Here is a 12825-nt window from a genome sequence, read left to right as displayed (position 1 = left end):
AGTCGCTTGATCCGTAAGCCTGTCGAGTCCGAACATGGCCGTATGTTCGGACTCGACAAGCGCACGGAACTCAGCGTCCTGGTCCTGCGGGACGCGGACGTCATCGCCGCCGGGGTGCGCTCGGCACTCGCCGAGGCATCCCCCGAGGAGCGGCCCGGCCTCGAGCGGGCGGCCGCGCTCGTCGAGCGGGCGTTCACCGTCTCCGACGCGGAGCTGCGCGCCCGCTGGGTGCACGAGCGTCTCGCCCAGGCCGGCTACGAGGGCCCCGCCGACTCCGTGCAGGCGATCAAGACGCTGCGGCAGGCGGCGCCCGGTCTGAGCCTGGCCACGGCCGTCCGGCTGTCGAAGGACGCGGCGGCTTACCGGCCCTGAGGCCCTCAGCGGCTCAGCCCCTCAGCGGCTCAGCGGCTCAGCGGCTCAGCCACGCGGCCCCCGTTCCCGTGACATGCCTCACACACTGTCCGCGATCTGAGGGTGCCGGATAGTAGATGCGGCTCGGGCGGCATATAGGATTTGTCCGGCTTGATACGTGCTCATCCCTCCCCGCGCACGCCCGCCTCGCGGCGGTCCGGCCGTCCTCCCCACTCGGCCAACCTGCGGCGTCCCTGACGAAGCGACAGGTGCGCGTCCAGGGCTCCACAGGCCGGGCAGCACGCGCACGGACGGCTGGCAAGGGCCTGCACGCGCTACGAAACGAGGTAGTAGCAGAGCGCTTTGCGCTCTGTGCGGGAGGGTTTCAACAATGGCGGCCCACAGGACATCGCCACAGGCCACAGGCGCAGTCGGCGCCGGCGCGCGGCGGTCACCGAGTGAGGTCACGCATGGGCAAGCACCGTAAGAACCAGCACTACCGGCGGATGGTCGTCGCCGCGTTCTCCGTGAGCGCCGTGGCGATACCCTCCGTCGCCCTGGCCTGCACCGACTGGCAGGACAGCGGTGGCCACCGGGTGGAGAGCGCCGCCGGCGCGACGGCGACGCGATGGAAGGGCGCCGACGCCGACGTACGGCAGCGGCACACCTGGCAGAACGGCCACCGGCACCACCCCCGGCACCACGGCGGAACCGGGCACGCCAAGCCGGCCGCGTCCGCGACGCCCACCGCGCCCACCGCCACGGCGACCGCGTCGAAGCCGGCCACCGCCGCCGCGAGCGCGCCGAAGGCACACACGCACAGGCCCGGCGCACCGAGGACGAGCACCGCCGCCACGGCACCCTTCACGCACGCGCCCGCCACGACCGGGACCACCGCCTCCAAGCCCAGCGCCCCGGCCGCCGTCACGCCGACGCCGACCGTCACCGCGTCCGCCCCGGCGAGCACCCCGCCGGCCACCGCCCCCACCGCGTCGGGGGTCGTCGCCCGCATCGTCCAGCTCGTCAACGCCGAGCGCTCCAAGGTGGGTTGCTCGCCCCTGACCCTGAACGCGGACCTGAGCGAGGCCGCCCAGGCGCACAGCGACGACATGGCCGCCCACCAGAACATGTCGCACACTGGCTCCGACGGCTCCTCGCCGGGCGACCGCATCACGAGCGCCGGTTACACCTGGAGCAGCTACGGCGAGAACGTCGCCTACGGCTACTCGACCCCCGAGCAGGTCATGGCGGCCTGGATGGCCAGCCCCGGACACAAGGCCAACATCCTGAACTGCGGGTTCCAGGAGATCGGCGTCGGACTCGCGGAGCCCGGCGACTACTGGACGCAGGACTTCGGGACGGCCCGCTGAAACGGAATGATTGATTGTTCTTGGGCAGCGCGTGGAGTGCGCTGTCAGCCAATGCGCGGCGGGCTCGCCGCCCTGTCATGACGGCAGGGCGGCGAGCCCGTTTCACCCTGTGGTCCGGGACGCCGCCGGTCAGGGCGTCCGACCCGTGGCACAGGCCCCGTTCGTCTGCACAACTCGCCGTCCGTCACCAGTCGACTGTCGGCCATATGCCCTTGTATCGGCCGATGGTTCCGTGCTGTCCGGCTCTTGTCCCCGCCATTTCCCGCTGGTTAGGCTCCGGCTCGCTTTCACGCTTCACACACAGTTTCGGCACATTCGTGTCGTTCGCCGTGATCCGTCGTCCGGGGGGGGGTGGGGGAGGTCGACACGTCCGCGATGCGACAGCGCGCCGAGAATCCCGGCATTCCCTCCCCGGCGGCCGCCGGGGCCGACCGCAGGCGGACCGATCTGGCGATCCTGTGGGGGGTCAACGCGGTCGACGGGCTCGGCAGCCAGGCCTCCGGGGTGGTGTTCCCGCTGCTCCTCCTGGGTCTTGGCCACTCCCCCGGCACGGCGGGCACCCTCGCCGGGTCGGTCGCGCTGGCCGGGGTGGTCCTCGGGCCGCTCGTCGCGGTGCCGGCCGACCGGGGACGTCGGCGCCGGATCATGACGGGCTCGGCGGCGCTCGCGGCCCTGGGCACGGGGCTGCTCGCGCTGGTCTGCCTCGGCCGCCCCGCGTTATGGGTCGTGGTGTCCCTGGCCCTGCTGGAACGGCTGTGCTCCGCGGCGTACGAAGCTGCCTCGCGCGGGGCCCTCGTCCGCCTCGCCGACGTGGACGCACTGCCCCGCGCCGCGGCCGGACTCCAGGTCGGGGACCAGGCGTCGCTCGTACTGGGCCCGGCGCTGGGCGGTGCGCTGTTCCAACTCGCCCGGCCGCTGCCCTTCCTGGCCGACGCGATCAGCTACGCGGCGGCGGCCGTGGGCGTAGGGGCCATCCGTACGCCGCTCGACACGCCGCTCCACGCGCCCCTCGATGCGACTCTCGGCAGACCGCTCGACGCACCCCGTGACACCGGGCCGGAGGCGGGGCACGGCGTCGCCCGGCGCGCTCGGGCCGGGGCCGCCCTGCGCGGGTGGACCGGCGCGGTCCGGGCCGGGCTCGGCACGGTCGCCGGCTCGCCGGTGCTGCGGCTGGTCCTGGTGTGGACGTCGGCCGCCGGCGGCACGCTGACGCTGCTGTTCTACACCGCCCTGTTCGAGCTGGGCCGGGACACCCACGCAGCCGCGACGGGCCTGGTGCTCGCGGCCTCCGGGGCGGCCGGCCTCGTGGGTGCGCTGGTGGCGCCCGCGGTGGTCCGGCGGTCGGGCGCCGCGCGTGTGCTGACGGCGGCGGCCTGGACGCTGCCGGTGCCGTGCGGCGCGCTGTGGTGGGCCGGCGGCGCGTGGGGCTGGGGGGCGGCGTTCGCCGGGCTGTCCCTGGTCCTGCCATTGATCACCGTCGTCCTGTCGAGCGTCGCCGTCGCGTGCACGCCGGTGCCCCTCCAGTCGCGCGTCGGCTCCGTGCTCGGCTCGGCCGCCGCGCTCACCGCCGCCGGCGCCCCGGCGGCGGCCGGGCTGCTCGTCACGGTGTGGAGCACCCGGGCACCCGTGCTGCTGTGCACCGCCCTCTTCGCCGTACTGGCCCTCTACACGCAGGTCCGGGCGCACGCCGTGGTGCGCGCCGCGAAGGCCGCGGGAGCCGCAGGGGCCGTTCCGGGGCCGGGAGGCGGCGATGAGTGAGTCCTTCCGGGTGTTCCTCGGCGTACTGCCGGACGTGTGCCCGCTCGACGCGCGTCGAATGGTGTTCACCGCGGACGCCGGGGGCCGCTGCGAGGTCTTCGCGTGGGACGCGGAGACGCGCACCGCCCGCCGGGTCACCGACCGGCCCGGCGGCACGGCGCACTGCGCGATCGACGCGGACGCGCATGTGTGGTGGTTCGAGGAGGACGCGCGGGGGCGGGGACTCTGGTGGTACCAGCCGTTCGACGGCGGGCCGCGCCGGCCTGGTCTGCCGGGAGCGCCGGAGGGGCTGCCGCGCGGGCTGGCGGTCACGGCCGGCGGCACGGTCGCCACGGCCGTCGCGCCCGCGCCGGGGACGACGCGCGTCCTCGTGGGGCGGCGCGGCCACGCCCCGCGTACGGTGCTCAGCGTCTCCAAGGACCTCCGCCTGAGCGGCTTCACCCCGGAGGGCGACCTGCTGGCGCTGGCCGCCGCACCCGCCGACGAGGCGGCCGTCACCGTGGTCACCGCCGCCGGGGCCGTCGCCGCGACCCTGCGGCCACCGGCCGGGGCACGGGACGAAGGGGGCGAGGCCCCCGGAGGGATCTGGTGCCGCGGCTTCTCCCCGCTGCCCGGGCGGCGCGAACTGCTGCTGGTCCAGGAACTGGCGGACGGCTACGCCCTCGCCACCTGGATGCCGGGCGGCGGACTGGTCACCCACCGCTGGTGCCGGTTCGACACCGAGATCACCGCGCGCTGGTACCCCGGCTCCCGCGAGGTGCTGGTGCGCCAGGACCGGCACGGGCGCTCGCTGCTCCACCGGGTCGCCCTGGACACCCGTACTCACCGGATCCTCCCCACGCCCCGGGGCGCCCTGCTCGACGCCGCGCCCCGCCCGGGCGGCGGGCTGCACCTCCTCTGGACGGACACCCTCCACCCACCCGTGCTGCGCCGCGTGGACGACAGCGAGCCACCACTCCCCCGGCCCACGGACGACAGCGCCCTGCCGCCGCCGGCCGGGCCGTTGCCCCAAGTGCCTGGCCGTCCGGTGGAGTTGTGGACGCCGACGCCCGAGGGCCCCGTCCACACACTCCTCACCCTGCCCGACACCGGGGGCGACCCCGCCCCGCCGCCCGCCGTCTTCCTGGTCCACGGCGGCCCCGCCGATCAGGACCGGGACGCCTACGACGCCACCGTGCACTCGCTCGTGGCCTCGGGGTACGCCGTGGCACGCGTCAACTACCGCGGCTCCACCGGCTACGGCCCCCGCTGGCGGCGCGCCCTGGGCAGCGGCGTCGGCCACACCCAGGTCGAAGACCTCGCCGCCGTCCGCGCCGACCTCGTACGCCGGCGTCTGGTCGACGAACGGGCCGTCGCGCTGTGGGGGGTGTCCTGGGGCGGCTACCTGGTCCTGCTCGCCCTCGGCACACGGCCCGGGCTGTGGCAGGCGGGCGTCGCGGTCAAGCCGGTCGCCGACTGGGTCACCGCGCACCGGACGACCACCCCGGCCCTGCGCGCCCTGGACGTCAGATGGTTCGGCGGCACTCCCGAACAGGTGCCGGAACGTTACGCCTCCAGCTCGCCCCTGACCTACGCGGCCCACGTGTGCGCACCGCTGCTGGTGGTGGGCGCCGACAAGGACGTCAAATGCCCGCCGGAGCAGATCCGCGGCTACGTCAGCGCGCTGCGCACCGCGGGCGTACCGCACGAGGAGATGTGGCTCGACACCGGGCACGACGGATACGACGGCGCCGCGCACGTGGCCGTGCTGCGCCGCGCCCTGGCCTTCCTCGGCGGGCACCTGCCCGCGCCGGCATCCGCCGGCCCCTCGCGTCCCCCGGCACGACCGGGCGGACCCCGGCCCCGCTGAAGCGGTCCAAGCGCCCAGCGGGACCGGGACGTGCACAGCACCACCCGCTCGACCCACATCAGGAAAACGAGAAGGAGGACACCGTGCAGAAGGACATCATCCACAACGACCCGCTCGACGGCGACGAGGAGAACCGCAGGCCGGGCATCGGCATCACCATCACCGTGCCGTTCCGCAACGCCGACGAGGGCGGCGACGAGGAGTGAGCCGCGGCCCGGCCGGCCCGCCAGGCGCGGGCCGGCCGGGCCCTTCACCCTCGCGATTCCGCCCGTCCCCCGCCGCCCGCCCGTGCGCAAGGAGACCACCGTGCGCGTTCTTCTGGTCAACATGCCCTGGTCGCCGATCGATCTGCCCTCGCTGGCCCTCGGCATCCTCAAACGCAGCGTCGACGAACGCGTGCCGGACGCGACGTGCGACGTGCTGCACGCCAACCTGGAGTTCACCGACTGGATCACCGGCCGGACCGAGTTCACCGCCGAGGACTACGAGTACTACGCCCTGTCCTCCTACTTCCTCGGCTGCGGCGACTGGGTGTTCTCCTCCGCCCTCTACGACGATCCGGCCTGGAAGGACGCCGAGTTCACCGAGGTGATGAGCGGCAAGCTGCGCCGCGCGCGGATGCGCATGACCCGCGAACTGCACCGCGTCGTCCCGGACTTCGTGGCCGAGGTGGCCCGCCGGGTGGTGGAACTCGGGCCCGACGTGGTCGGGTTCACCTCCACCTTCCAGCAGAACACGGCCGCGCTGGCCGCCGCGCGGCACATCAAGCGGCTCGCCCCGCACATCGTGACCGTCATGGGCGGCGCCAACTGCGACGCCGAGCAGGGCGCCGCCGTGCACCGCAACTTCGGCTTCGTCGACCACGTGGTGCGCGGCGAGGGCGAGGACGCCTTCCCCAGGCTGATCAACGCGCTGCGGGACGGCGACCGGGCCGCGGTGGCCTCGGTGCCGGGCCTGTGCCACCGGGCGGCGGACGGCACGCACATCGCCAACCCGATGCCCACCGGTCCGCTGCCGCCGGCCGCGATCCTGCCCCCGGACTACAGCGGCTACTTCGAGCGGCTGGCCGCCTCGGTGGCCCGCAACTGGGTGGAGCCGAAACTGGTCGTCGAGGGAGCGCGCGGCTGCTGGTGGGGCGAGAAGCACCACTGCACCTTCTGCGGGCTGAACGGCTCGTTCATGGAGTTCCGCAGCAAGAGCCCGGACACCTTCTACCGGGAGATCATGGACCTGGCCGAGCGGCACCGGGTGCTGGACATGTACGTCGTCGACAACATCCTCGACATGCGCTACCTGTCCACCGTGCTGCCCCGCATCATCGACAGCGGCCACGACCTTCGCATGCACATCGAGATCAAGGCCAACATGCGCCGCCCGCAGCTCCAGGTCCTCGCGGACGCGGGACTCATCTACGTCCAGCCCGGCATCGAGAGCCTCAACAGCCGTGTCCTGGACCTGATGGACAAGGGCGTGAGCGGCTGCCAGAACGTGCGCATGCTCCGCGACGCGGCGGAGACCGGCCTGTCGGTGTCCTGGAACTACCTGCACGGCTTCCCCGGCGAGAGCGCCGAGGACTACGAGCCCGTGATCCGCCAGCTCCCCGCCCTGGAGCACCTCAACCCGCCCGTCGACCTGTCGGCCCGCATCGCCATCGAGCGCTTCAGCCCCTACTTCAACCGTCCCGAACTGGGCTTCACCGGGCTGCGCCCCGAGGAGCACTACCTGTTCACCTACGACCTGCCCGAGGCCGAACTCCACGACCTGGCCTATGTGTTCCAGGCCCCCGAACGCGGCATCGCCGAGGAGACGGTGACCCGCCTCAACGACGGCATCGCGGCCTGGAAGAAGCACCACACCGACGCCCGCCTCACCCACACCGACCTCGGCGACAGGATCGTCCTGGTCAGCAGGCGGCGCTCCTTCGAGTGGCGGACGCTGGAACTGACCGGGCCGCTGCAGACGGCGGTCTTCCGGCTGCTGGACCAGCCGCACACCGCCGCCGCGCTGCGCCGCAAGGCCGCCGCGAGCACGCCCGGCACGACACCGGCACCCGAACTCGACGAGATCGAGGCCCTGTTGGAGCGGTGGGTCGCCCTCGGCCTGGTGTTCACCGACGCCGGCCAGTACGTGCACATCGCGCCGGCCGCCGTGAACCAGGACCTGCTGCGCCTGGACCACATGCGCCACGCGCACGCCCGCCCCGAGTCCGGCCCGGCCACGGCCGGTTCCTTCCCCGGCGCCCCCGCCGAGCCGGCGCCCGCCCTGCCCTGACCACCGCCGTCCCCGGAAGGACCGCGCATGAACACCACCGCACCGAAGCTCGCACCGGACCTCGCTCTGCGCGCCTGGCGCGACCATGACCCCGAGGCCCGCCGGCTGCCGGGAATGTCCCTGGGCACCCTCTCCGTGACACCCGGGGCCGGCGACGTCGCCGGACTGTGGGCCATGGGGGTGCGCCACACCGAACTGGACGCACCCGTCGACCTGGGCGCCGCCGGGACCGCCGCGCACCGGGCCGCGCTCGACCGGCTGCGCCTGGTGCGCGACCTGACCGCGCACGCCGTCTGGGTCGACTGGGACCTCCGGCTGCCGCCGGAGCGGGCCGCGCACCAGTGGAAGGTGCTCTCCCACCTGCACCCGCCGCGCACCCTCACCGGCCCCGAGGACGCCGAGGGTGCCCTGCACGCCTGGCGGACGCGCCACTACCTGTGCAAGCTCGTGTGGCGCCAAGGGCCGGGCTTCGTGCAGATCCGCGACCGCCGCTGGGGCGATCTGCGCCGCTTCACCGCCGACGAACCCCGCTACCGCGACGCCGTGGCCCGCCTCGACACCGGCGCCCACCACACCGACGTACCCGCCGACGTACTGCGGGAGTTCACCGACGAGCACCTCGTGCTGCGCCTGGGGGATCTGGCCTGGTGGCTGCCCTACCGGGTCTCCCGCTGGCTCCAGGAGGCCATGGCCGTGTGAACGCCGGGCATCCCCGCGCGAGCGCGGCGCCGCGGATGCCCGGCCCTCACTTCGGCAGCCCCCGCTTCCGCCGGTTGACCGCGCTCATGACGGTGGCGGCGCCCACCACCCACGCCACGCTGACGGCGAGGACGAACGCCCAGAAGCCGAAGCCGCCGTCCTGCTTGTCGCTCACCGACCACAGCAGGAGGGCGGCGGGTCCCACGGCGATCAGCGGTCCCACCAGCCACCAGACGAGGTAGGTGCGCGCTATCTCGCGTCCTGCGAGGGGAGTTTCCTCGTGCACGGTGTAACGGGTGATGGTCCGGCCGCCGTTGCCGCTGGGGACGTAGACGCTCGCGCCCACCGTGAGGCGGTGCCGGCGAAGCGGGACGACCGGCAGGTCGAACAGCACGAACCACTCCGTGGCGTGGTGACTGCCGTCGCGGTTGCGGTCGCCGAATCCCAGGTACTTGGTCCCGATTCCGTTCCAGGTCGACATGTGCCCAGCCCCCCGCCTTCTCCACACCCTGCTTCATGATCTTCACAGATCGGGCACCGCGCGGCATCCGTGAAATCACGTGTGCGGGTACGTAGTCGGGGCTCGGTCCGGCTGCTCGCTAGGCCATGCGCTGCGATGCGGCCGCGTCGGGGTGCAGGTCGTCCAGAGTGAGCGGCCGGGCCGGGGCGTCGGGGAGCACGACCCGGTGGGTGGTGCGCAACCCGGTGTCGACGTGCAGGAGTTCGCCGGGTTCCATGAGGCGCCAGTCCGGGTTGTCGTCCATCCGCTCACTGGCGACCACCACCGAGGGGAGGCCCGCCAGGTGGGCGGAGTGGACGCGCAGGTGCCCGTGGCTGCCGCTGTGGTCGAGGTGCCGGTCGCCGTGGTGTCCGCCGGCCGGCCGCGACAGGACGTACAGCTCGTGGGTGGCGGGGTAGCGCAGGGCCCACAGTTCACCGGGTGTGGTGAGGACGATGTTGAGGGCGTAGAGGGGCAGGTTCCGCGCGGTCCAGCGGGCCGCGCTCTCGATGCCGGCCGTCACGTCGCCGCCGTTGCGCCGGATCTCCCGGGTGACCAGGGCGAAGAACCGCTCGGAGTCGGTGTCGCCCTGTACCAGGGAGAGGTCGGGGCCGAGGTGGGCCTCGAGCCGGGCGAGGTCCTCGATCACGCCGTTGTGGGCGAGAAGACGGCCGTCCTGCTCGAAGGGGTGGGTGTTGCGGCTCGACAGTCCTCCGGTGGAGGCGTAGCGGATGTGCGCGAGGAAGGTCTCCGACTCCACCTCCCGGGCCGTCTCGGCGAACGCCCGGTCCTCGTAGGCGGCGATCGGCGCCTTGTGCACCCGGGCCGTGCCGTCCTCGCCGAAGTAGCCGATACCGGTGCCGTCCGGGTTGCGGTGGCTCTGCCGGCTGAGGCTGTCGGGGGCGTCCAGCAGCCAGATGGTGGCACGGGTGCGCCGGGGGGCGCTGCTCAGGCCGAACAGGCGGCACATGTTTTCCTCCGGGAGCTTCGCGGGGTACGGCGCTGTCTCCGGGCCGGGACACCGGTCAGGGTACGAGGTGCGGGCCCCGCCCGCGGGGCGTGGGAGCGCGCGGCGCGCCTACGGTGCCGCGTGCGCCGTAGCCGGGGCGGGTGTGCGGCCAAAGCGTCCGGCGGCCGCCCTCAGCAGGAAGGACCGCCCCTGGTCGGGCACGGTCCACAGCCGCTGGCCGCGCACGCCCCATCGTTCCAGGAGGGCGTTGGCCGCGAGGAAGCCGGAGGTGGCGGCGCGTTCCATGAGGGCCACGGGCAGGCCGGTGCGGACCAGGTCGCCGGCGACGACGACCCGGGGGTCGGAGGTGCGGACGGTGGGGCGGTGGGCGTATCCGCCGACGGCGAAGAGGGGGCAGTCCGCCCGCCACTCGTGGTGCGCGGACACGATCCGGGCGGTGCGGGTCTCCGGATAGACCTGGTGCAGGTGCGCCAGCAGACGCTTCTCCTCGACGTCGTGGGCCGCGTCGCCGGTCAGCGCGTAGGCGTGCAGTTCGACGACCTCGCCACCGGTGCGGGCGGCCCAGCGGCCCGCCTCGCCCTCCCAGCGGGAGACCACGCTGACGTTGTCCAGGGAGCCGTAGCCGCTGGTGCCGAGGAAGCCGGGGCGGTGCGCGGCGACCGGGCGGTCCAGCCACAGGCGGGAGACCAGGAACGGCGGCGCGGTCTCCAGCCGGGCGACCTGCGCGCGCCACGCGCCGTCGCACAGGCGTGGGGAGGCCTCCGCCAGGGCGCGCAGTCCGCCGGTGTCCAGGGCGAGCACGGCCGCGTCGTGGCGCCGGGCGCCGTCGCCCGTCACGACGCGGCAGCCGCCGGACGGATCGGGGTGCACCGCCTCGACGGGGGTGGCCGTGCGCAGTTCGGCCCGAAGGGCCGTCAGGTACCGGGCCAGGGGGTCCCACAGCGCCTGCGGGCAGGGCTCGTCCGGGACGTCGAACAGCAGGCCTTCGCTGGAGCCGAGGAAGTAGATGTGGAACATCAGCGCCATCTCGGCCGCCGACAGCCGGCGCGGGTCGGCGAAGAAGCTGCGGGAGAACACCTCGAAGGCCAGATGGCGGGCGGCGGCGGGAAAGCCGATGGCCGCGAGGAAGTCGTGGGCGCTGACGTGGTCCAGTCGCGCGTGCACGTCCCGCGTGGTCACGTCGAGCAGGGGCAGCGCCGCCGCGGGGTTCAACCCCCACAGGTCCCTGAGCCGGAAGGTGGGGCTCAGTGCGGCGAAGGCTAGGGCGCTCCACGGGGGTGTGCGCGGCACGTGCCGGAAGCTGTCGCACAGGCCGCTGCTGTGCCGCAGGGGGTAGTCGGGCAGGGGGGTGAGCCGTTCCAGGCCGGGGTCGGTGCGGCGCAGCAGGCCACGCAGGTTGTAGTACTGGCGGAAGAAGGCGTGGAAGCCGCGGCTCATGGTGGCGGGCGTGCCGTCGGCGAGGGTGACGGGCCGGCCGGCGACCCGGCCGCCCAGGTGCGGCTCGCGCTCGTAGAGCGTCACCCGCACGCCCCGCTCGGCCAGTGCGGTGGCGGCCGAGAGCCCGGCGATGCCGCCGCCGATCACCGCGGCCGTGGGCGGTTCGCCCTCGATGCGGGGGCGGCCGGGCAGGGGGTGGATCACGCGGGCGCGCCGGTCGCGTCCGTGCCTGCGGGCGTCGCGTGGGCGGGCGTCTCGTGGGCGGTTCATCGCTCGCCTCCGGGCTCGTACGGGGGACGGCGGGCGAGGAAGGTGTGGGTGATGCCGGTCTGCCAGCCGGGCAGGGGCAGGACGCGGACCCGGTCGAATCCGGCGCGGCGCAGCCGCTCGGCGAAGACCGGCGCGGTGTCGAACGCGGTGACGCTGCACCGCAGATGGCGGTAGAGGTCCCGGTCGCCGGTGAGCGTGCCCAGCGGCAGCACGACGCCCTTGCACACGGCGCTCCACACCGCGCGGTCGCGGCGGCGGCCGCCGAGGCAGTATTCGTGCACCGCGAGCCGCCCTCCCGGTACGAGCAGCCGGTGCACCGCGCGCAGCACGGTGTCGGGGTCGGTGAGGTTGCGGAACAGGTAGGCGGCGAACACGGCGTCGTAGGGGCCGGCGGCCGCTTGCGGGAGGTCGTGCGCGGTGGTGAGGTCCTCGGCGGTGGCGCGGACGAACGACACGCCGGGCGGTCGGCGTTTGGCGCGGGCCCTTTCCAGCATGCCCTGCGAGGCGTCGACGCCGACGACGCGCGCCTTCGGCAGTACGGAGACGAGCGCGGCCGTGGAGGCGCCCGTCCCGCAGCCGAGGTCGAGCACCCGCAGGCCCGCGCCCCGGCCGGGGAGGCCGAGGCGGCGGGCGGAGCGGCGGAGGTGGGCGTGGTACCCGGGGTTGAGGGCGACCAGGCGGTCGTAGGCGCGGGCGCCGTGGTCGAAGGCGGCCGCGAGTTCCGCGTCGCGCAGCAGGGTCGTCATCGGCGAACTCCTGGGTGGGTCCGGGTGTGGGGGCGGCGGGGCAGCCAGGGCAGTTCGGCCGCCGTGCGCAGCATGGGGAGCACGGGGGTGCGCAGGCCGACGGCGAGGTCCTCGTGCAGCCGGGTGCGCCCGTCGAGGAAGCGCAGCAGACGCGCCGGCGGTACGCGGGTGAACAGGCGGTGGAAGAAGTCGGCGCCGTCGACCCGGCCGGTGGCCAGGGCGCGCAGCAGCACCGCGTCCATCGCGCGGGCCCGGACGGAGTGCGCGGGCGGTGGCACCGGTCGCCGGCCCGCGCGCAGGAGGCGGGCGATCGCGTCGGCCTGGCGCTGGACGGCGGCGAAGGTGTAGCCGGTGGCGGGCCGGGTCGCGCCGCCGGCGACGCCGATGCGGAACACCGAGGGGGCGCTCTGCCGGGCGAAGCGGGCGTCGGTCATGGGGATCACCCCGCACTCCGACCCCAGCACCCGCACCGGCCCGAGGCCGAGGACGCGCCGCGTGTAGTGGTCGAGGGCCGCGTCGTAGGCGTCCTGGCTCAGGGGCACGGGCCCGAACTCGGTGTACTCGACCAGGGCGGTGTGCCGGCTGGTCGGCAGGACGTACCCGAA

General features: G+C 74.3%; 12 protein-coding genes. 7 read left to right on the top strand and 5 right to left on the bottom strand.

The features are described 5' to 3' along the window. The first annotated feature begins 42 nt into the window (after positions 1–42). From IE249_RS11255 to IE249_RS11230, 7 genes are all read left to right on the top strand, one after another. Positions 43–372 carry a hypothetical protein gene (locus IE249_RS11255; RefSeq protein ID WP_189704647.1) on the top strand — a complete coding sequence of 110 codons (330 nt, stop codon included), beginning with the start codon at positions 43–45 and terminating at the stop codon, positions 370–372. Positions 373–821: 449 nt separating this feature from the next. After that, positions 822–1721, top strand: a complete 900-nt coding sequence (locus IE249_RS11250; protein WP_189704646.1) for a CAP domain-containing protein — start codon at positions 822–824, stop codon at positions 1719–1721. A gap of 375 nt (positions 1722–2096) precedes the next feature. Continuing rightward, a complete protein-coding gene (locus IE249_RS11245) occupies positions 2097–3479 on the top strand; it encodes an MFS transporter (RefSeq protein WP_189704645.1) in 1383 nt (460 codons plus the stop codon). Continuing rightward, positions 3472–5328, top strand: a complete 1857-nt coding sequence (locus IE249_RS11240) for a S9 family peptidase (RefSeq protein ID WP_189704644.1) — start codon at positions 3472–3474, stop codon at positions 5326–5328. The genes IE249_RS11245 and IE249_RS11240 overlap by 8 nt, the downstream gene beginning before the upstream one ends. 83 nt (positions 5329–5411) lie before the next feature. Continuing rightward, positions 5412–5534, top strand: a complete 123-nt coding sequence (locus tag IE249_RS39725; RefSeq protein WP_268249686.1) for a hypothetical protein — start codon at positions 5412–5414, stop codon at positions 5532–5534. 100 nt (positions 5535–5634) lie between these two features. After that, positions 5635–7599: a RiPP maturation radical SAM C-methyltransferase gene (locus IE249_RS11235; protein WP_189704643.1), complete on the top strand. Its 1965-nt coding sequence runs from the start codon at positions 5635–5637 to the stop codon at positions 7597–7599. A 27-nt stretch (positions 7600–7626) separates the two neighbouring features. After that, positions 7627–8298, top strand: a complete 672-nt coding sequence (locus IE249_RS11230) for a DUF5825 family protein (RefSeq protein WP_189704642.1) — start codon at positions 7627–7629, stop codon at positions 8296–8298. A gap of 46 nt (positions 8299–8344) precedes the next feature. On the opposite strand, the gene IE249_RS11225 is transcribed toward IE249_RS11230, so the two are convergent. The 5 genes from IE249_RS11225 to IE249_RS36950 form a co-directional block, all read right to left on the bottom strand. Continuing rightward, a complete protein-coding gene (locus IE249_RS11225; RefSeq protein WP_189704641.1) occupies positions 8345–8779 on the bottom strand; it encodes a hypothetical protein in 435 nt (144 codons plus the stop codon). A 118-nt stretch (positions 8780–8897) separates the two neighbouring features. After that, positions 8898–9767: a class II glutamine amidotransferase gene (locus tag IE249_RS11220; protein WP_189704640.1), complete on the bottom strand. Its 870-nt coding sequence runs from the start codon at positions 9765–9767 to the stop codon at positions 8898–8900. A gap of 108 nt (positions 9768–9875) precedes the next feature. After that, positions 9876–11474, bottom strand: coding sequence for an FAD-dependent oxidoreductase (locus tag IE249_RS11215; RefSeq protein WP_189704639.1), 1599 nt, complete (start codon positions 11472–11474; stop codon positions 9876–9878). Continuing rightward, on the bottom strand, positions 11471–12220 hold the full coding sequence (locus IE249_RS11210; RefSeq protein ID WP_189704638.1) for a class I SAM-dependent methyltransferase: 750 nt from the start codon (positions 12218–12220) through the stop codon (positions 11471–11473). The genes IE249_RS11215 and IE249_RS11210 overlap by 4 nt, the downstream gene beginning before the upstream one ends. Beyond that, the coding region (locus IE249_RS36950; RefSeq protein WP_268249685.1) for a lycopene cyclase family protein at positions 12217–12825 on the bottom strand (609 nt) is incomplete at its 5' end. The genes IE249_RS36950 and IE249_RS11210, both read right to left, overlap by 4 nt.

The sequence above is a fragment of the Streptomyces anandii JCM 4720 genome, assembly GCF_014650655.1.
Taxonomy (GTDB): Bacteria; Actinomycetota; Actinomycetes; order Streptomycetales; family Streptomycetaceae; genus Streptomyces; species Streptomyces anandii.
The sequence above is the reverse complement of the archived record's forward strand: the minus strand, read 5'-3'. Positions and strand labels throughout refer to the sequence as shown.